The following is a 17,680-nucleotide window of genomic DNA, read 5'->3' as shown; positions in this document are numbered from 1 at the left end:
GGTCAGGCCCCCTTGGCAGCGTCTGCGACCGCGGCGACGATCCCCGGATAGGCGCCGCAGCGGCAGATATTGCCGCTCATCCAGAACCTGATTTCATCCGGCGTATTCGCATGACCCTCCGCGATGCAGCCAATTCCCGACATGATCTGTCCGGGGGTGCAGAAGCCGCACTGCAACCCATCGTGCTCGACGAATGCAGTCTGGAGTGGATGGAGTTCGCCATTCGTCTCAAGGCCCTCGATCGTCCTGATCTCAGCCCCGTCATGCATCGCGGCCAGCGCCAGGCAGGAGACGATCCGCCTGCCGTTCAGAAGGACGGTGCAAGCGCCGCAGGCGCCCTGGTTGCAGCCCTTCTTCGTCCCGGTGAGATCGAGCGTTTCGCGTAGCACATCGAGCAGTGAACGGCGGGGATCCAGGTCAAACTCATGCTGGTTTCCGTTGACGACCAAGCGGAATCGTCTCGTGGATGGGCTGGGAGGCCGTTCAGATATGGATTGTGCGGCAACTTCCGGTGCGGCCGCGAGTGCGGCCACTCCCCCGACCGTCAGCAGGATCGAACGGCGTGATAATCCGCCACGACCTTGTTCGATCTGCACGGCATCGCCGCTGAACGGCTTCTCGCTTTTCATGGTCGTCTGCTCGCCTGTTTATGAGGTGATGATCGTTCTTGCTACCGGATGGCCCACAACTCGACGCTCGGAAGCGGATCGAATTTTGCCGCGCACTTCAGTATCAAGCGCAGCCAACCTTCGCCTCAGACGAGCATTGCGAGTTAAGCATTACGCGATGGGACGCACCGTTCCGATATTGCGGCGACTATCGCGGTGTTGCGATCAATTGCACCGGCCCTACAGAGAGCGTCGGAACGCCGAGGGGGTCACTCCGACAATCGTACGGAAAGCCGCCGTGAAAGCTGATGGTGTCTCGTAACCGACTGCAAGCGCGACCTGTGTGATGCTCAGATCTGAATGGGTGAGAAGCTCGCGGGCGCGGCGCATGCGTTGCGCGGTCAACCATGCATGCGGGGTTTGGCCGGTCGACTGCCGAAAAGCCGTGCAGAAGTGAAAGCGGCTTAGGCCGACAAGAGCGGCGAGCTCATTGAGCCCGATATGCTGCTCGAGATTCTCGCACATATACGTCGTAACACGCCGCACCTGCCAGTCAGCAAGGCCGCCCTTTATGACGGCAGCAGGCAAGCTGCCAAATGATGAATGCTCCCGGATCAGCCGCGAGCAGAGAAGGTCGATCACCTGCTCCACGAACAGACGGGACGATGCACTGTCTCGCGTCGCCTCGTGACTCAGAATTTCAAGCAGCCCCGCCGCCGCCGGATCGGCGAAAGCGACGCGCGGAAGAATTTCGACAGGTCGCCCACCCGCGATCTCGTCAGCGCATGCCTGGAGGCGTTCCTGAGTGAGATAGACATGCGAAACGACCACCGGGCCGGCAATGTTCCAGTGGCCGTCAATGCCCTGCGGAATGAGAGTGAACGCTTTCGAGTTGGTTCTGGAAGTCAGGCGCTTGTTCTCAATCCGCCAGGATATCTCATGCTGTCCTTCGTAGCAGCCGACAGCGACGTGCCCCGCAACGCCCCGCATGTAATCTTCTTGCAGCCCGCCATGCGCCCATTTCGAAGTCAGACGCGTATCACCGTGCAAAACCTCAGGCACCAGTACCGGTGGCTCGTCCAGGATGCGGGCCATCTCAATGGCGGCATCAGGACTTGAGTGGTCCGCTGCAGATCGGCGCAGGCCGCGTGGATTCGGCGCAGCCCTGCTTCGGGAACGGAACAGCCGCTGGTCCAAACTGTCGCCCTCCTCAAGCTGCTAGAATATTCGCATTGATTGAGATTGAGATTGAGGTTCAATTATACCAAAGGGCCCGTAGGGCATACGAAGGTTGGCACCCTAGAAAAATATCCGCGACGCTCGCGGGTGCCGTCCGCGGATCTGCCCACAAATTGGTCAGCGCATTGTTGATGGAAGGGCAGTTCGGGCGAGGCCTAGGCCTCGTGGCGACGTGGTAGCTCCTGGCTACCTCGAGCTTCGGCTGACCGCCGGTTGTGCCACGCACAGGACCTCACCGCTCTCGATGGCTCGTTGCCGCCGCGAACGGCTCGATCTGAGGCGGTCGAGTCCCTTTCATGTCCTGACTTACATCCGGGGCGTCTTGTTCATGTCAGCAATTGCGAATTCGGTTCGGCGATCCGGCCCACGCGACCGAACGTCGTCAATTTCTCGCGCCGCACTTCGCCTGCGAATTAAAGGGTATTGCCCGCGACTATCTTGCGCGCGGATGCCGCTCGCGTCCACCACATAGAGCGCACCCGTGCCGAGCTCCCAACCACTTTGCGAACGAGTGCTCGTGCTCCCCCGAAGCAACCGCTTTCGCCAAATAGCTATCGCTTCTGCCTCGTGCGAAGCCTCACTTTGAGTCGGGAATGCGGATCAAAGCGAGTATCCGTGGGCCCTTTGAATTTGTACACACCCTAACTCACCTACGATCCACGAGTCGTCTCGCGCGCAATAGCAATTTGAATAAACCAGGTGCGACAAATCAACCCGACGGGCAAATCATTTCCGATTTGCAGAAAGCGTGTCAAGTCCCAGGACAAAAAATATTTCGCTTTTACAGAATCAAAAATCAGTTTATATCTTCGCCATCCCGTCCCGCCAGAGGGGCGCATCATGATCGTCACGATCGTTGGGACGGGTCGCGGTGGACGCTGGTAGTGCCGATAACGAACGGCGCGAGAGCGTACGGCAAAGACGTGTGGTCCTGACGCCCTTAGGCTGGCGTCAAGTTGCGTCGGATTCATTTCGGCGCAGCGACGGTGGCAACAGAGTATAGGCTCACCGGGGAGAGCACGTTATAAGCCGTAAAGCCATTGCGCAGGGAATGCCGGATGTTCTCCGCTGCCCTGTATGCTCGTGTGCACCTTTGTTTGTGCACTTCGCACACGAGATCGCGGGTGCAGCGCGCATCCGGCATTCCCTGCGCCCTCTATTTTCGAGGGCGGGAAGTTTCCAGCAAAGCTCGGGCGCAACGTGCCGCGAGATCGCGAAGGTGTGTGTTCCGTCCACACCGTCATCACCCGCGAAGGCGGGTGATCCAGTATCCAGAGACAATGATAGAACCGAGAGGCCGCGGCGATCGGGGACAGCGGAGCCCGTGGCTCCTCCTCCCACACCACCGTACGTGGCCGGGTCCGTATGCCGGCAGTTCGCTGGATTGCGGTTGCGGGACGCGCGAGGAAGCATAGGCCGATGGATCCGAAGAAGCCGATTGGCATGGCGGTGGGAGCGCGCGACCGCTTGCGAGCCGCCAAGGGCCATGCTGATCTCGGCCGTCGTTGCTGCTAGGACCGCCGACGCTGCGTCGCAGCTCGCGCCGAGTTCGCCTCGCCTTCACCACCAGATACAGCGCAATCGTCGCGCCGAACACCACCAGCGCTCGCAACACCGACGGTGTTTGGCAGAAGCCGAAGTAGCCGCGCCATCCGGTGAGATAGGCGGACAACCAGTTCGATAGTCGCTTCGCATTGCGCCCGCATGCGCCGCGTCAGTTCTCGGACCCTGCCTTGAAGCGGGCGATCGCCCGCGCGATGCGCCGTCGGCTTCCACAGGTGCTGCTCCAGGAACTTGCGGACGCTCGATTTGGCGACCGCACCTTGGCCTTGTTGACCCTTAGCCCGGAGATGTCGGCAAGGAACTGTTCGACGCCGGTCATTACCGTCGCCCGCACGTTGCTGCGCATGATGCCAGGTCGTTGCGCGCGCAATGAAGTGTGACCGCGCTTCTCCAGTTCCTTGTCCAAGACGTCCAGCATCGTGGTTCGACAATAGCGGTTGCAGCTGCCCACCTTGCGGCGTGCCTTCCTCCGTCGGACTGACCAGTCCTCCCTCCATCACCCCTGCGGTCAGAAAGCCGCGGATGAGCTTCAGGATGCGCCGTCAGCTACCCGCTTGGCTACGAGTCCACCAGACGAATGGTTGATCCGGTCGAAGAACTTTTCCAGGTCGATATCCACGACGACGGCGGCATCCGGACGCAACAGGCTCTACGCCCGTTCCACCGCCTGATGTGTCGAGCGCTTCACCAGGCCGGTTGTCTCGGAGAACGTTCCGTCCCAGTCGCCCGTAGCGCCTGCATCGCCGCCTGCCGGATCCAGGCGGTCGAGCACCGTCGAATGCCGAGCAGCCGTACGCCGCCCGACGCCTTCGGTATCTCCACGCCGCACCGGCTGCGGCCAGCGCTGCCGCCGCGGGAGTGATCGGGATCGCAGGCCAGTGCTCCTTCAGGTAGGCGGCTGGGTAATTCGCTCAACGGTCATCCCATCGACGCCCGCCGCACCTTTGTTGCGTTTCACTTGCGCCAGTTTTCAGGTTCTCACGCTCGACAACGTCTTCCACGACGGTCCCGCGACTGCTGCTGCTCCTCGAGACCTCGCCGTGCATGCGCTTCGCCTGGCGGCAGCGCTTCGGGCTTCACCCTCCGCCCTGCGCTCCGAGTTCAGTTCGATTCGATTTTTCTGCCGCATGGTCGCACGATCGTCGCTCTAGTGGCCTCTTCCAGGCGGTGCCCGCCTTCGGCGCGCCGTCGTCTACTATGCCCTCTGCTGACTTCGCGGGCCGCGTCAGCCGCCTTGCGACGGCCTCAGTCCCGTGCCGGGACAGCGCAGACCTCCCTGAGGTAAGACCGATCGCCTTCACCGCACGCCCGCCGGATTTACCGCCCTTCATCAGACTTCTGCGACCAGTAGCTCGCTCGTCCGGTCGCAGGCCCTCGATATCCGTGTCGGTCCATCGGGCCGCGACTTTGCTCCACGCTTTCTTCGACCCCACCGCGACGCCCTTGCGCTTCGCTAATCCTTCGCCGCCATCAGGCTGAGAATGAGCCAGAGACATCAATGATAGAACCGAGAGGCCGCGGCGTACTGGGTCCCCCGCCTGCGCGGGGGATGACAGCTGTATGTGGAGCGGCGCCATTGCGGTCATTGCGCACCCTGCCCCCCCAAACAAAAACGGCGGGGAAATTCCCCGCCGCTTTGAATTCAACGACCCGAGAATGACCTTACATCATCCCCATGTCCAGCATGCCCGGCAGTTGCGCGAGCGGCAGGGCGGCGGCGCCGACCAGGGTGGCGACCATCGCGGCCAGCGCGTGGTTGGCGCGGCGCTTGCCGCGCATCTGGGCGGCAATCCATTCCAGCACCTTGGTGTCGATGTTGACGGCCTTGGCGGGGGCCCAGCTTTCGATGTCGGTGTCCGGCGACAGCGCTACCGTGCGCGGCGGCACCGGCAGGCCGGATTCGGAGGCGGCATGATGGGCGATCGCCTTGGCCAGCAGATCGTCGAAGCGGCCATCGTCGCTTCGCTCGGCGGCAGCGTCGCTGATTTCGAACAGCGCCTCGGCTTCGGCGCGGCTGACCGGCTGATGCTCGATGGCGGCCGCGGTCAGGATGCGCGCGCACCAGGCGGCGTCATCGGCATCGAGCGCGCGGGAAAAATGGATGCGGCCTTTGGTGGTCGGGCCTTCGCCGGTGATGACGCCATCGCGCACGATGGTCAGGGCGTGGGCTGCGGTCTTGCGGCAGGAAGGTTGGAGTATGGCAGACGCTTCAATCGATTTGGTACTACTAGGGGCAGACATAGCTTTCACTTCTCAATTTCTTTTTCTGGTCCAGCATTGCGACGCTGGCGTAAACGAGTGGTTAACGATTCGGAACTTGCATTCCGAGATTTTTAGATGGTTGCCAATTGGTCGCTGTGACTGATGTCACGGTTCAGTTGAACGCCCCATGAACACCGCCCTTGAGACACCCCTGAAACCCCCTTGCAAAATCGGGACCGGGTTCATGCGGGCCATAAAAGGCGATATCGGGGCAATCCGGGCGATTACGGCCGACGGGGATTTTTCGCCGCAGGGGCGCGGATCAAAAGAAGGTGCTAGGAGTTCCCCCGCGCGAAGAAAAATATCGCCTTTTGTCGTCGGCGGTTCACTTCCATCGCGCTAGCGCGTATGATCCGCAACCGAAATTCTACTGTAACTTGAACGACATGAGGTCGAACCATGGCTCTCCAGATAGGCACACTCGCCCCTGACTTCGAAGCCCAGACCACCGAGGGCAAGATCAAATTCCACGACTGGATCGGCTCCAGTTGGGCGCTGTTGTTCTCGCACCCGAAGGATTTCACTCCGGTTTGCACCACCGAACTCGGCGCTCTCGCAAAGTTGAAGCCGGAATTCGACAAGCGCGGCGTCAAGCTGATGGGGCTCAGCGTCGATCCCGTCGACAAGCATTCGAAATGGTCCGAGGACATCAAGGAGACGCAGGGCGCGGCGCCGAACTATCCGATGATCGGCGACACCGATTTCAACGTCTCAAAACTCTACGACATGCTCCCCGCCTCCACCTCGGGCGATCCGGCGACCCGCACCGCCGCCGATAACCAGACCGTGCGCAACGTCTTCGTCATCGGACCGGACAAGAAGATCAAGCTGGTGCTGGTCTACCCGATGACCACGGGCCGCAATTTCCAGGAAATCTTGCGCGCAATCGATTCCCTGCAGATGACCGCCAAGCATCGCGTTGCGACGCCGGCCGACTGGAAACAGGGTGAAGACGTCATCATCGCAGGCTCGGTCAGCGACGACGAGGCCAAGACGATCTATCCGCAGGGCTGGAAAGCGCCGAAGCCCTACATCCGGATCGTGCCCCAGCCGAAGTGACGGCTGCGATTGCAAAGCAATCGAAGCCGTCATCCCGGGGCGCGAAGCGAACCCGGGATCTCGAGATTCCGGGTCTGGTGCTTACGCACCATCCCGGAATGACACCTTGAACGAGATTCCGGGTCTGGTGCTCACGCACCATCCCGGAATGACACCTTGAGCGGTGTTGCGGATATTGACGGCAGTCGCTGAATCATCCTCAAGCCGTACCTCTGTTGACCAGAAACACCGCTCCCGCGCACGCCGACATGCCGACAAGCGCTACTCCATCGAGCCGTTCGCCGAACAGCACATAGGCCATCAGCGCCGTTACCGCCGGCACCAGATAGAACAGGCTCGCCACCGACGTCGCGGCCGAGCGGCGGATCAGCCAGTACAACAACCCGATCGATCCGATCGACAGCACCACGACCAGCCAGCCCAGCGCGAGCACGAACTCCGTGGTCCAATGCACCACATGGTCCTCGAACAGCCATGCCCCGATGCCGAAGAAGATCGTGACCGCGATGTACTGCACGAGGTTGCCGGCACGCCAGTCGATCGCGTTGCAATAGCGGCGCTGGTAGAGCGTGCCGAGCGTGATGCTGACCAGCGACACGGCAGAAGCGAGCCAGCCCCAACCCGCGTCCCCGCTCATCGGCCGGTCGTGCAGGATCAGCACCACGCCGGCCAATCCGAGCAAAAGTCCGGTCCATTGAATCGGCGTGACGCGCTCGCCGAGCCAGCGGTTGGCGATGGTCGAGGTCAGGATCGGCTGCAGGCCGGGAATCAGCGCCGACAATCCGGCGGGAATCGAATGCGCAATCGCGATCGCGGTGCCGCCGAGATAGAACCCGTGCACCAGAATACCCGCAATGGCGCTGTGGGCGATGCCGATCCGATCGGGCCATCGCGGCCGCACGATCGCGACAATCACCGCCATCAACACCACCACCAGCGCCATCCGGATCGCGAGGTAGGTCAGCGGATCGGCGTTGTTCACCACGTATTTGGTGCCGATGAAGCCGGTGCTCCACAGCACCACGAAAATCGCCGGCGCCGCGCGCGCGGCGAAATTCTCAAGGTCACGATTCATGGGCGCAAGCGTAGCCGCGCGATTGCGCCCGGCTCAAAACGCTTCCGGACAGGGATCGACGATCTTCCAGAGTTCACCGCCGTTCTTGATCTTCTTCATCTCGGTGGTGAGCCCGCCATTGCGCCTGATCCAGTCCTTCACGGTATCCGGATAATAGGACATCAGGTCCGACGTTCCGTCGGAACTCGTGACCTTGATACCGAAGGTGAAGGCCTTGTCGTAATAGGCCTGGTGGAAGCCGAGGCTCGCCTTCGGCGTCACGCAAATCTTGTTCATCGGCACGATGCCGAACACCAGCGTGCAGGCCGAGTTGCAGATGCCGTCGATGATGACGCGTTCCTTGCGATCGCGGATGCGCTTGTACTTCGCCTTGTATTCCTCGACATAGCCGCCATGGTCGCGCGTGATGTGCAGGTCGGCCCGCGCCGGGGTCGCGACCAGAACCGAAAGGGACAGCAGGGCAAGGGACGTGATGCGCATGGATCGATCGGGAACCGGGTAGCCTTGTCAACGCAGGAGGGCGGTCCTTGGAGGCTGGACCACACCGCAGAACCTTGGCCGGACTGTGTTGGGATTTCGTTAAGCATCGCTTGGGGGCCAAAAATAGGCAAAGTGTTGCCAGCTTTCCGCAGCTTTTCGGCTCCTTCTGCGTAAAATAGCCCCCGGACCGGCCAAAAACGTCTAGGTTCCGCTGGGACTACCGGAGAATCGAAATGACCAGAGCCAAGTTTTTGATTGCTGCCGCCCTGTTTGCCGCCGCCGCGCTAGCCCCCAGCCTGGCGGACGCACGCCACCGGCACCATCGCCATCACTGGCCGCTGCCCTACCCGATCAGCTACCTGCACAATTACGGCCCGGGGCCGCAGCCCGGCACCTTTGCCTATTATGACGGCCCCTCGACCAATCACTGCCGTCGGAGCGCGGCCGCCTATATCGGCCAGGGTGGCCGGCATCCCTGCTACTAGCGTTCCGCTGCTGGCCCTGCCCGGACAAGTCTGATAATCGGGCGGGCTACAGGCACTCGTAGCTCAGCTGGATAGAGCATCGGATTTCGATTCCGAGGGTCGGGAGTTCGAATCTCTCCGAGTGCGCCATTCGGCGCAAAGCCGGGCGGCAGACACCCATTCGAGAGCGGAATGACATGAGAAAGATGATCCTGGCGCTGGCGATCCTGTATCCGGCCGCGGCGTTTGCTCAGGGAACGGCTACGCCAACCGCCCCCGCCCCTCCGCCCACGGTCGGCGGCAAGCCGCTGGTGCAGGTCGGGTCGAAAAAGCCAGCAGCCGAGAAGTCGGCAAAATCGGCACCCGCCAAGCCGCTGTCCATCGCGCAGAAGCTGCAGGCCTGTCAGGACATTGATGACGCGACCAAGGAACGCCTGACTTGCTATGACGGCGTCTATGCGCCGCAGCCCAAACCCAAGCCGTCTGCCGCCAAGAGCGCCAGTGAATGCCGCTTCGTGAAGGAAGAAGACGAGCGGCTGACCTGCTTCAACCGCTTCGTCGACAAAATTCCGCAGCTGCCGCGGTAACCGTCAAGCCGCTCGGCCCGAAGGCGGAGAAGCTCGCAAGCGGCGCGCTACCAGGTGTTCCCGAAAAAGCCGAAATGCTGCTGCTGGGCAAAATGCTGCTGCTGGGCAAAGCGCATCGCCGGCGGCTGAGCCGGGCGGGCCTTGGCGACTTTGCGCTTGCGCGGAGCAGCCTGCGGCTCAACCTTCCTGGTTTCCTTGGCTTCGGCCGGCACGAATTGGGCAAACGTATCCCGCACCCGCGCGGTTGCGCGGGTGTCGGCGACCGGCGCCGGTGCCACGGCGATTTGGGTCGCTGGCGCCGGCGGAACAATGGTTGGGAGGCTCATGTCATAGACCACCCGCTCCGGCAATTTCTGGTCGGAACGGATCCGGACCACGGTCTTGTCGATCGAGCCCGTCGAATTGCTAGCCACGGCAGTTTCCTGCGGGGCGAACGCATCAAGCGCAAACAACAGCGCGAGCAGGATGCCGCCGACAAACAGGAAGTATCGCGCTACGGGCATTGACGTCGCTCCTCCGCGCCGGTGCGCGGTTCATTCGGCCTAACTGGAGATATGTTGATTAGTTCCTGGGGCATCCCCCAGGTTCAACGGCGGCGATCACATTTTCGGGTTCGCGGGATCAGGCTCGACTGGCGGTGACCAGCGAACATTTCGCCTTGTTTGCATTAACATTGACGAACCCGACCAGCACGCCGGCGTAAAGCCTCCGGCTCCTGGTGTTCACGGTGTCGGGAATTACCCGCCGACGGTCGGTCAAATGGCTGCCGTCCCAGCGCGTAAACGCGCAAGCAATTTCGATATCTTTCACCGCATAATCATTGGCGTTGCGCAGCGTGAACGTAACGAGCGCCTTCGAGCCGAGCCCACCCCTTCGCCACGATTGCGAGGAAATCCTCAAACCCTCCATCGGCGATTTCGACTCCGGCGCAATCGACATCGGCGCAGTCACCGCGGCGGGATCAGTGGCATAGGCTGCGTGAGCCAATGTGGTCTCGGCAGCGGCGGGAGTCACCGCATCCTCAACCAGGGTTACTTTCTGCGCGTAGATGACTGGAGCAGGTTCTGCCGCGGAGCGGCCCTCGGCGTCGCTCGGTTCGGGAATCATCATCCATATCGTGCATCCCGCGATCGCGATGGCCGGCAAAACGAGCAGTCGCAGGTGCGCGGCTCCGAACGACCGTCCAGCGATCCTCATGGCCATGCCCTCACCCGGCGGCGACGGCGATACGGTTGCCGCTCCGCGCATGAAAAAAGCCCTACGGACGTTACCCCGTACGGCTCTCACACGACTGCCGCTGCACGGTTCCGCCGCTGGCTTATAATCGCTTACGGTCAAAATGGTTGCACGTAAGCTCGACAATTTTGCGGCGGCAGAGGCGCGCCACAGGGGATGGAATTGCGGACGACCGGCCGCTAGATTGCCGGCGCTGTAAAAGCAGTCGCGACAACAAGAGGCTTGGGGAGACGAATATGCCGACAGTAACTTGGGACCATGTCCATCTGCGCAGTCCCGACCCGGAAGCGACCGCGGCCTGGCTTGCCGATATCCTGGGCGGCGAGATCATCCGCGGCCCAGACAGAATCGACGTCAAGCTCGGCGGCGCCAACGTGTTCATCGCGCCTGTTACGGCCGGAGACGGCGTCAACACGCCGCCGGTGACGCCCTATCAAGGCCTCGATCATTTCGGCCTGACGGTAAAGGATATTGACGCGGTCGCCGCCGAGATCAAGGCCAAGGGCGTCGAGTTCACCAAGCCGCCGACCACAATCCGGCCCGGCGTGCGCATCTGTTTCATCCGCGGGCCGCAGGGCATTTCCATCGAGCTCCTGGAGCGCGACAAGAAATACGCGTGATCCGCCCGTTACGTCATGGACCCCGGCATGAAGCAGCGGATGGTCAATCCACTGTAGCCACGGATCGGCCAAACCATGGTTCGGCCGGCGCGGTTGGGTTCCGTAATCACCGCTTCGTCGGGCACGTCGATCCATTCGCCTTCGATGCGCACGCGGTAGCGGCCGTTGCTGGATTCCCAGTCGACATCGCTGACCGCGCTGCCGTCGGCATCAGAGCAACACGGCCCCTTCCCGCTTCTCAAGGAGTCGAACCACTCCTTGAGCGGCGATTTGGCGTAGCGGCCGTCCAGGTCGCGCGTATGCCCAACATGCGCGATCGCCCACAGCAGCACCACGAGACCCAGTTTCAGCGGTGTCCTTCGCCAGCCGGCACGGCGGCGGCCCGTTCCATGGTTGTCATTCTCGGCACTGAGATGCGGCACATGGCCGCCGGAATTGATCCAGTTGCTCATCTGTCTGTTGCTCCAACACCCACCGGCCGGTGCACAACAGAAGAAGCATTTCATGGGCCAACTTGATTCGGCCCTCGTGACCCGTCATCATCCCCGCGTCAGGGCTTTGCACGTATATTTGCGGGCCAGCTATGTTGACGCTGCGGGTTCCGCTTGGGCACGATTGGCGGGTTCCGCGGGCGCGGAAACTGGCGTTGGGACGTCATGAAGAACGGTCTGTATTCGATCCACGTCACCCTGCTGGATGGGCGCACCGGCAAGGGCAGCGGCGTGATTCTGTTCCGGGATGGCCAGATTCTCGGCGGCGACGCCTATCTGTTCTATACCGGTAGCTACACCGTGAAGGAAGATACCTTCAAGGGCGAAGTGCTGGTACAGCGGCACACGTCGAGCCCCGATGCCAATCCGCTGTTCGGCGGGCCGAATCCGGTCGGCATCGGCGTCTCCGGCACCTTCACGGACACGCGGGGCACCATGAACGGCACCGCGCTGGTGGGAAAAGCCAGCCAGATTTTCGGCGCCACGCTGCGCAAGCTGGCCGATACGAATTAGCCGGGCACCCATTCTCCGAGCCTTGGCTCACCGGTAGAGCATCACGCCGTCCTGCGCGGTGCGGCTGTTGCTGCATCGCCGGTGTTGGGCGTGCCGCTCGGCTCGATCAACACCAGATGCACCTCCTCCCTCGCAACGGGTCGATGCTCGACGCCCTTGGGCACGACATACATCTGTCCCGGCCCGAGCGTGATCGTTCGATCACGCAACTGAATATCGAGCACACCCTTCAGGACGAGAAAGAAATCGTCCGTGTCATCGTGATGGTGCCAGACAAATTCACCTTTCACTTTCACGACCATGACGTCGCAATCGTTGAACCGCGTCACCGTGCGGGGCGACCAGTGCTCGGAGAACGTGGATAGCTTCTCCGACAAATCAATTCCGTTGCTCATTGATGGTGCCTGTTGCTATTCCGCCGCCATTTCGAGCGGCGCCGTGCGCGGCAGGATCATCTGGATCCGCGTGCCGCCGCCCGGCTCCGAGTCAAGGTCTAGCCTCCCACCAAGGCGGTTGGTCACGATGCTGTAGACGATGTGCAGGCCGAGCCCGGTGCCGCCCTGATCGCGCCGGGTCGTGAAGAACGGATCGAACGCGCGGCGGCGGACGTCGAGGCTCATGCCGCATCCATTGTCGGAAAACAGAATCTCGACATTGTCCTTGCCGGACTCGCGCACCTGGATATCGACCGTGCCGGGCTTGCCGTCCGGGAAGGCGTGCGCCACCGAATTGAGGAACAGATTGGTGAGCACCTGTCCGTAGGGACCGGGGTAGCTGTTCATCATCAGATTGGGCTGGCAGTCGACGTTGAGGGTCAGATTGTGTTTGCGCAGGCCCGGCCGCAGGCTCATCACCACCTGCTCGGTGAGATCGCCGAGGTCGAAGCTGCGCTGATCGGAGTAGTTGCGGTCGGCCGCGACCTGCTTGAATGACTGGATCAGCTCGGCCGCACGGTTCAGGTTGGCGACCAGTTGCGATGACGCATCGCGGCTGGTCTCGAGAAAATCGGTCAGGCTGGAGCGCCGCAGTTCGCCGCGCGCGACCTCGGCGGCGAAATTCACCGTCTTGCGTTCCAGCGCGGAGGCGACCGTCAAACTGATGCCGACGGGATTGTTGACCTCGTGGGCGACGCCCGCCACCAGGCGGCCGAGGGCGGCGAGTTTTTCGGCCTCGATCAGCGAATTCTGGGTCTCCCGCAAGTTGCGCAACGCGCCTTCGGCGGCGTCCTTGGCCTTGCGCATCTCGAATTCGACGCGTTTGCGCTCGCCGATATCGAGCGCGACGGTGACGATATTCTCGATCTCGCCCGCCGCATCCAGCAGCGGCAGCTTGTTGACCAGCCATTGTCGCATATTGCCGGCGGCATCCTCGTATTCCTCCTCGTAGAAACCGAGTTCGCTGCCGCCCGCCAGCACCCGTTTGTCATGCTCGTCGGTCTTTTTTGCACCATAGCGCGACATCAGGTCGGCCGTGGTGCGGCCGATGGCCTCCGCAGGCTCGATTCCGAAAATGCCGGCCATGTAGCGGTTCATCAGGAGATAGCGAAGCTGCTTGTCCTTGACGTTGATCACCGCCGGCACGGTATCGATCACCTGTTGCAGCAGGCGGCGGCCCTCGGCGATCGCATCCTCGGCGCGTTTCTGGTCGGTAATGTCGCGGACCGTCCCCTCGTAACGGATCAACTCGCCATCCTCGTTGCGCACGGCGCTGGCACTGTCGGAGAGCCAGAGGACCCTGCCATCGCGCGCGCGAACCTGATATTCGTACTCGCGCACCATGCCGTCGCGTTCCATCAGCCGCTCATATTCCGCCCGCGCCCGCGGATCGACGTAGACGGATTCGGAGACGTCGCCGATGCCCTTGATCAGATCCTGCGGCGTGGCGTAACCCATCATCCGCGCCAGCGCCGGGTTGGCGTTGAGCAGCGCACCTCCGGGCGTGGTGACGTAGATTCCGTCCACTGACGCCTCGAACAATTTGCGATAGCTTTCTTCGGCGAGGCGCTGTTCGGCCAGCGCGCGTACCGCCGCCTCGCGCGCCGCATCGGCATCGACCAGCGTCTGGCGGAACACTTCGGCGGCTCGCGCGATGTCGCCGATTTCGTTGTCGACATCGGTCTGCGGGATCGAGGTATTCTTTTCGCCGCCAGCTACCTTGCGGATCGAAGCCGCAATCATTGCGAGCGGCCGCACGGTACGCCGAACCACCAGCAGCGAAGCGAACAGCCCGATCAGCACGCCGGCCGTGCCGAGCACGATGCTCTGCCATTTTGCTTCCGCCAGCGTCCGGGCGAAATCGCGCGACAGCACGTGGCCGCGGCGCTCGCTGACCCCGCGCAGCAATTCGGTGACGCGCTGGATCAGGCGCCCCTCCGCGCCCAGCACCTCCTTGTCAATGTCGGATATCTGCCGCTCGCGGGTCGAGATGTTGATAATCGCCAGGGCATAGTCATCGACGGCCGCGCGAAGCTTCGGCTCCGTCATGGTCATCGAGCGCATGCTTTGAGCCGCCAGTTCGGCGGCGGACGGATTTCGCGCCAGCAAAGCCGAGGCGATCTGGCTCTGCGTTTGAAACAGCGCCGACGCGATCAGTGGATCCGGGGTGTCGGCGATCGCCGCATCGAATTTCTCGCGTAGCGGCGGTAGCCCGACGATCAGCTCGGCACGGCGGTTGATCAGCGAGGAAATCCGCTCGATGCCGCTGCGGTAGGTCGACAGGCGTTCGGTGACGCCGTCGATCATGTCCTGTTGCTCAGGAGCCAGCTCCAGCCGGGTTTTCTTCAGGACTTCGCCGAGCGCGGTCGCCGCCTCACCGACCTGGACCGACTGGGTGCCGGGCTCGGTGACGAAATCCCGTGCCGCCAGACGCAACTCGTTCATGCGCCGGTCGATATCCTCGGCGAGGTCGCCGACGCTTTGCAGCCGCTGCAGCTCGCCAAAGGTCGCATCGATGTGGCGGATGGCGATGACGCTGGCGGTGGAGGTGATGATGATCACCGCCAGCACCAGCATGAAACTGCCGAATGTCAGCTGGCCAATCGACAACGAGAACGATCGCGTCATGGGCGAATTCGGCGGCGATTCAGAGGTCATGTTGGTGGGGCCGGGCTCCAATCGGCGGCAATATACGACGTTATGCGGGCCGTGGGGAACATGCTCAAATCGATCGCGAAGCCGGCCAGACTCGTCCGGGGCGGCACGCCGGTCCACGCCCTAGCGTCACGCTGGCGTCCCAGCGCCGGTCCCCGCTGCCCCAATCCGGGATTCGGCCGTGGCGGTAGCCCGGCCGCGGCAAAATGGCCAGATTTCGCCTCGGGGCCCTCATCGCGACCTACCCGGCCAGGGTCTTCACGCACGGCCTGGCCCTACCCCCTGGACCTGTCGCAACGCCTTCAGCAGGTCGGACGGCATCATGCCGAACATGTCGCGAAAGGCGCTGCTGAAATGGGCCGAACTGGCAAAGCCGGCGGCGTGGGCGGCTTCCGTCAGGGACGAGCCTTCGCCGCAGGCGCGCACCGCCGCGCCCATCCGGTTCCAGATCCGGTAGCGCCGCAACGGCACGCCGGTCTCGGCCTTGAACAGATGCAGGAACCGCGACGCCGATAGCCCGGCGTGCGCCGCCAGTTCCGTCAGCCGGTGCGCTTTGTGCGGCTCGTCCCGCATCAACCGCAGCGCCGCCGATATCCGCACATTGGCTTTCGTGCGGGTGCCAACGCCCAGTAAGTCGCCGAGCAACGCGCGGCCCTCGCCCGCCGCGATGCGACCTTCGGCAAGGCCGGTCAGGATCTCGATCACGGAGGACTCATCGCGCAGCTCGAATGCCGCACGCGCGCGCGTTTCCGCCATCCGCGCCAGCAGCGCCTTGAGGTCACGCCCCAGCGGATCGACATAGAGGAACGCCATGCGCCCGTGCGCGATTCGCAGATGGTGCAGGCTGTTGGGCAATATCAAGACGCTGCGGGCGGAACGATAATCCGTCGTGGGATCCGCCGGATCGTCGGCCACTTCCAGCGCCGCATCGAGGCCGACGGCCAGGACGGCGGTCGCGTTGCGGTGTGGCGTCAATCCGAAGGCCGGGCCGAGATAAAGCACGCGGGCGCCGCCCCACCCCAACAATTTCGTCTCGCCGATTGCTCGCATAGCCAGTTTCTGAAAGCCCGGGTGGTTCGGGCGGGGCTAGATTATAGGCATCATAATAGGACCCGGCACGATGACAGATAAGCTTGATGACACCGACAGCCAAGCCGCGATTGAACGTACCCGGCGGGCCGTGACGCGTTACGCGACCGCGTGGCTTGCGGGTGACCGGGCGGCGCTCGCCGCCTGCTACCACGACGGCTTCACGCTGCATTATTTTGGCCGCAACCCGCTCGCCGGCGACCACGGGGGCAAGACGGCCGCGCTCGCGATCCTGGCCGAGGTCACCCGCCGCACCAACCGGAAGCTGCTCGGCATCGTCGACATCATGGCCGGCCCCGAGCGCGGCGCGCTCTTGGTGCGCGAGCGCTTCGAGCGCGACGGCAAGGCAGCTGAATTCGAACGGCTATTGGTCTATGCGGTGCGCGACGGACTGCTGGGGGAATGCTGGGTGTGGGACCAGGACCAGGCGGCGATCGACGCTTATCTCGCGTGAGGCGCTGCTCTGTCGCGCCAACACACTTCGCTAGCTATCGAAGTGTATCAGCCGACCGAGCCGACCTCGAACACGTCGCCGTCATAGCCGGCCTCGAGCGGGATTCGCAGCTGACGGCCGCCGTTATCTTTGGTCATGATCGGCGTCACCGTGACGACGGACTTGCCTCTGCTATCCCCCAGCGCGGCCTGCACGCTGTCCTGCTTGCCGAGCTTGATCAGGTTGCGCGTGGTCGGGAACGGCAGCTTGAAGCGGCCGGTCTCGCCGCCTTCCAGCGCCTCGCGCGGCGACACCCAGATCGAATCGGTGGATTCCTTGCCGTCGTGGGCGCCGACCTGTTCCGGCGGCGCGGCGGCGAGGAAGAACCAGGTGTCAAAGCGCTTCGGCATGCCTTCGGGGGTGATCCAGTGCGCATAGGGCACGAGTTCATCGAGCGCCAGCACCATGCCGTTATCGGTCAGCACTTTGAGGAAGCTGATCTTGCTGTCGCACAGGTCGGCCCGGTGCGCAGCTTCGATCGCGCTGGCCCTGACGGCATCGACCAGCGCGTTCGATCCCTTCGGCCGCGCCAGCAGGATGCCGCTTTCTTCAAAAGTCTCGCGGATCGCGGCGATGCGGAAGCTGAGCGTGGCCTCGTCGAGCCCCTCGCCGCCCGAATACAATTCAGGCGCCGCGATGATCTCCTTGTCGCCCTTGTCGACGCTGCCGCCGGGAAACACCAGCGCGCCGGAATTGAAGTCGATCTCATAATGGCGAACCATCATGAAGACTTCGATTTCTTTTCGGGCCGTGGCATCGCGCAGCAACAGGATGGTGGACGCCGGGCGCGGAGGTTTGGCGGGTTCAGTCAT

At 62.8% G+C, this 17,680-nt stretch carries 19 protein-coding genes and 1 tRNA gene; 7 read left to right on the top strand and 13 right to left on the bottom strand.

Going from position 1 to position 17,680, the window contains the following annotated elements:
• Positions 1 to 2 precede the first annotated feature (2 nt).
• The 4 genes from ACSQ84_RS12500 to ACSQ84_RS12485 all read right to left on the bottom strand — a co-directional run bounded on the left by ACSQ84_RS12500 (position 3) and on the right by ACSQ84_RS12485 (position 5,651).
• The gene (locus ACSQ84_RS12500) at positions 3 to 629 is read right to left on the bottom strand and encodes a (2Fe-2S)-binding protein (protein ID WP_436211949.1); all 627 of its coding nucleotides are present in this window, start codon (positions 627 to 629) and stop codon (positions 3 to 5) included.
• 219 nt (positions 630 to 848) lie between these two features.
• Positions 849 to 1,805 carry a helix-turn-helix domain-containing protein gene (locus ACSQ84_RS12495; RefSeq protein WP_436211948.1) on the bottom strand — a complete coding sequence of 319 codons (957 nt, stop codon included), beginning with the start codon at positions 1,803 to 1,805 and terminating at the stop codon, positions 849 to 851.
• A 1,756-nt stretch (positions 1,806 to 3,561) separates the two neighbouring features.
• On the bottom strand, positions 3,562 to 3,816 hold the full coding sequence (locus ACSQ84_RS12490; RefSeq protein ID WP_436211947.1) for a hypothetical protein: 255 nt from the start codon (positions 3,814 to 3,816) through the stop codon (positions 3,562 to 3,564).
• A gap of 1,256 nt (positions 3,817 to 5,072) precedes the next feature.
• Positions 5,073 to 5,651: a hypothetical protein gene (locus ACSQ84_RS12485; protein ID WP_436211946.1), complete on the bottom strand. Its 579-nt coding sequence runs from the start codon at positions 5,649 to 5,651 to the stop codon at positions 5,073 to 5,075.
• Positions 5,652 to 6,071: 420 nt separating this feature from the next.
• Here ACSQ84_RS12485 and ACSQ84_RS12480 point away from each other — a divergent pair, with 420 nt between their 5' ends.
• Positions 6,072 to 6,731 (top strand): peroxiredoxin, encoded by a 660-nt coding sequence (locus ACSQ84_RS12480; RefSeq protein WP_436211945.1) that lies wholly within the window; start codon positions 6,072 to 6,074, stop codon positions 6,729 to 6,731.
• Between the two features lie 199 nt (positions 6,732 to 6,930).
• Here the strand turns inward: ACSQ84_RS12480 and ACSQ84_RS12475 are convergent, their stop codons facing one another.
• Both ACSQ84_RS12475 and ACSQ84_RS12470 read right to left on the bottom strand, forming a co-directional pair.
• On the bottom strand, positions 6,931 to 7,806 hold the full coding sequence (locus ACSQ84_RS12475) for a DMT family transporter (protein WP_436211944.1): 876 nt from the start codon (positions 7,804 to 7,806) through the stop codon (positions 6,931 to 6,933).
• 33 nt (positions 7,807 to 7,839) lie between these two features.
• The gene (locus tag ACSQ84_RS12470) at positions 7,840 to 8,286 is read right to left on the bottom strand and encodes a hypothetical protein (RefSeq protein ID WP_436211943.1); all 447 of its coding nucleotides are present in this window, start codon (positions 8,284 to 8,286) and stop codon (positions 7,840 to 7,842) included.
• 233 nt (positions 8,287 to 8,519) lie between these two features.
• On the opposite strand from ACSQ84_RS12470, the gene ACSQ84_RS12465 reads away from it, so the two are divergent.
• From ACSQ84_RS12465 to ACSQ84_RS12455, 3 genes are all read left to right on the top strand, one after another.
• Positions 8,520 to 8,771: a hypothetical protein gene (locus ACSQ84_RS12465; protein ID WP_436211942.1), complete on the top strand. Its 252-nt coding sequence runs from the start codon at positions 8,520 to 8,522 to the stop codon at positions 8,769 to 8,771.
• Positions 8,772 to 8,823: 52 nt separating this feature from the next.
• Positions 8,824 to 8,900 (top strand) — tRNA-Arg (locus ACSQ84_RS12460).
• Between the two features lie 56 nt (positions 8,901 to 8,956).
• Positions 8,957 to 9,337 (top strand): hypothetical protein, encoded by a 381-nt coding sequence (locus ACSQ84_RS12455; protein ID WP_436211941.1) that lies wholly within the window; start codon positions 8,957 to 8,959, stop codon positions 9,335 to 9,337.
• A 47-nt stretch (positions 9,338 to 9,384) separates the two neighbouring features.
• Here ACSQ84_RS12455 and ACSQ84_RS12450 read toward each other — a convergent pair whose 3' ends face one another.
• Complete coding sequence (locus tag ACSQ84_RS12450; RefSeq protein ID WP_436211940.1) at positions 9,385 to 9,840, bottom strand: hypothetical protein; 456 nt, start codon at positions 9,838 to 9,840, stop codon at positions 9,385 to 9,387.
• A gap of 118 nt (positions 9,841 to 9,958) precedes the next feature.
• Positions 9,959 to 10,447 (bottom strand): hypothetical protein, encoded by a 489-nt coding sequence (locus tag ACSQ84_RS12445; RefSeq protein WP_436211939.1) that lies wholly within the window; start codon positions 10,445 to 10,447, stop codon positions 9,959 to 9,961.
• Positions 10,448 to 10,809: 362 nt separating this feature from the next.
• On the opposite strand from ACSQ84_RS12445, the gene ACSQ84_RS12440 reads away from it, so the two are divergent.
• Positions 10,810 to 11,193 carry a VOC family protein gene (locus ACSQ84_RS12440; RefSeq protein ID WP_436211938.1) on the top strand — a complete coding sequence of 128 codons (384 nt, stop codon included), beginning with the start codon at positions 10,810 to 10,812 and terminating at the stop codon, positions 11,191 to 11,193.
• Between the two features lie 8 nt (positions 11,194 to 11,201).
• On the opposite strand, the gene ACSQ84_RS12435 is transcribed toward ACSQ84_RS12440, so the two are convergent.
• On the bottom strand, positions 11,202 to 11,645 hold the full coding sequence (locus ACSQ84_RS12435; protein ID WP_436211937.1) for a hypothetical protein: 444 nt from the start codon (positions 11,643 to 11,645) through the stop codon (positions 11,202 to 11,204).
• A 204-nt stretch (positions 11,646 to 11,849) separates the two neighbouring features.
• On the opposite strand from ACSQ84_RS12435, the gene ACSQ84_RS12430 reads away from it, so the two are divergent.
• Entirely contained in the window at positions 11,850 to 12,197 is a 348-nt protein-coding gene (locus ACSQ84_RS12430) for a GrlR family regulatory protein (protein ID WP_436211936.1), read from the top strand.
• Between the two features lie 41 nt (positions 12,198 to 12,238).
• Here the strand turns inward: ACSQ84_RS12430 and ACSQ84_RS12425 are convergent, their stop codons facing one another.
• The 3 genes from ACSQ84_RS12425 to ACSQ84_RS12415 all read right to left on the bottom strand — a co-directional run bounded on the left by ACSQ84_RS12425 (position 12,239) and on the right by ACSQ84_RS12415 (position 16,336).
• Positions 12,239 to 12,592 (bottom strand): cupin domain-containing protein, encoded by a 354-nt coding sequence (locus ACSQ84_RS12425; protein WP_436211935.1) that lies wholly within the window; start codon positions 12,590 to 12,592, stop codon positions 12,239 to 12,241.
• A 15-nt stretch (positions 12,593 to 12,607) separates the two neighbouring features.
• Positions 12,608 to 15,259: a PAS domain S-box protein gene (locus tag ACSQ84_RS12420; RefSeq protein WP_436211934.1), complete on the bottom strand. Its 2,652-nt coding sequence runs from the start codon at positions 15,257 to 15,259 to the stop codon at positions 12,608 to 12,610.
• A gap of 285 nt (positions 15,260 to 15,544) precedes the next feature.
• Positions 15,545 to 16,336, bottom strand: a complete 792-nt coding sequence (locus tag ACSQ84_RS12415) for a helix-turn-helix domain-containing protein (RefSeq protein WP_436211933.1) — start codon at positions 16,334 to 16,336, stop codon at positions 15,545 to 15,547.
• A 70-nt stretch (positions 16,337 to 16,406) separates the two neighbouring features.
• On the opposite strand from ACSQ84_RS12415, the gene ACSQ84_RS12410 reads away from it, so the two are divergent.
• On the top strand, positions 16,407 to 16,829 hold the full coding sequence (locus ACSQ84_RS12410) for a nuclear transport factor 2 family protein (protein WP_436211932.1): 423 nt from the start codon (positions 16,407 to 16,409) through the stop codon (positions 16,827 to 16,829).
• Positions 16,830 to 16,876: 47 nt separating this feature from the next.
• Here the strand turns inward: ACSQ84_RS12410 and ACSQ84_RS12405 are convergent, their stop codons facing one another.
• A complete protein-coding gene (locus tag ACSQ84_RS12405; RefSeq protein WP_436211931.1) occupies positions 16,877 to 17,680 on the bottom strand; it encodes an NUDIX hydrolase in 804 nt (267 codons plus the stop codon).

Source organism: Bradyrhizobium sp. LjRoot220, assembly GCF_964252915.1.
GTDB lineage: Bacteria > Pseudomonadota > Alphaproteobacteria > Rhizobiales > Xanthobacteraceae > Bradyrhizobium.
This window is presented reverse-complemented; position numbering and strand designations above follow the sequence as displayed.

Excerpts from the sequence above, each read along its gene's own strand:
- ACSQ84_RS12440 (WP_436211938.1), top strand. The coding sequence starts at position 10,810 with ATGCCGACAGTAACTTGGGACCATGTCCATCTGCGCAGTCCCGACCCG.
- ACSQ84_RS12470 (WP_436211943.1), bottom strand. The coding sequence starts at position 8,286 with ATGCGCATCACGTCCCTTGCCCTGCTGTCCCTTTCGGTTCTGGTCGCG.
- ACSQ84_RS12445 (WP_436211939.1), bottom strand. The coding sequence starts at position 10,447 with ATGATGATTCCCGAACCGAGCGACGCCGAGGGCCGCTCCGCGGCAGAA.
- ACSQ84_RS12430 (WP_436211936.1), top strand. The coding sequence starts at position 11,850 with ATGAAGAACGGTCTGTATTCGATCCACGTCACCCTGCTGGATGGGCGC.
- ACSQ84_RS12435 (WP_436211937.1), bottom strand. The coding sequence starts at position 11,645 with ATGAGCAACTGGATCAATTCCGGCGGCCATGTGCCGCATCTCAGTGCC.
- ACSQ84_RS12425 (WP_436211935.1), bottom strand. The coding sequence starts at position 12,592 with ATGAGCAACGGAATTGATTTGTCGGAGAAGCTATCCACGTTCTCCGAG.
- ACSQ84_RS12455 (WP_436211941.1), top strand. The coding sequence starts at position 8,957 with ATGATCCTGGCGCTGGCGATCCTGTATCCGGCCGCGGCGTTTGCTCAG.
- ACSQ84_RS12405 (WP_436211931.1), bottom strand. The coding sequence starts at position 17,680 with ATGACTGAACCCGCCAAACCTCCGCGCCCGGCGTCCACCATCCTGTTG.
- ACSQ84_RS12480 (WP_436211945.1), top strand. The coding sequence starts at position 6,072 with ATGGCTCTCCAGATAGGCACACTCGCCCCTGACTTCGAAGCCCAGACC.
- ACSQ84_RS12450 (WP_436211940.1), bottom strand. The coding sequence starts at position 9,840 with ATGCCCGTAGCGCGATACTTCCTGTTTGTCGGCGGCATCCTGCTCGCG.
- ACSQ84_RS12420 (WP_436211934.1), bottom strand. The coding sequence starts at position 15,259 with ATGACGCGATCGTTCTCGTTGTCGATTGGCCAGCTGACATTCGGCAGT.
- ACSQ84_RS12415 (WP_436211933.1), bottom strand. The coding sequence starts at position 16,336 with ATGCGAGCAATCGGCGAGACGAAATTGTTGGGGTGGGGCGGCGCCCGC.
- ACSQ84_RS12410 (WP_436211932.1), top strand. The coding sequence starts at position 16,407 with ATGACAGATAAGCTTGATGACACCGACAGCCAAGCCGCGATTGAACGT.
- ACSQ84_RS12465 (WP_436211942.1), top strand. The coding sequence starts at position 8,520 with ATGACCAGAGCCAAGTTTTTGATTGCTGCCGCCCTGTTTGCCGCCGCC.
- ACSQ84_RS12500 (WP_436211949.1), bottom strand. The coding sequence starts at position 629 with ATGAAAAGCGAGAAGCCGTTCAGCGGCGATGCCGTGCAGATCGAACAA.
- ACSQ84_RS12485 (WP_436211946.1), bottom strand. The coding sequence starts at position 5,651 with ATGTCTGCCCCTAGTAGTACCAAATCGATTGAAGCGTCTGCCATACTC.
- ACSQ84_RS12475 (WP_436211944.1), bottom strand. The coding sequence starts at position 7,806 with ATGAATCGTGACCTTGAGAATTTCGCCGCGCGCGCGGCGCCGGCGATT.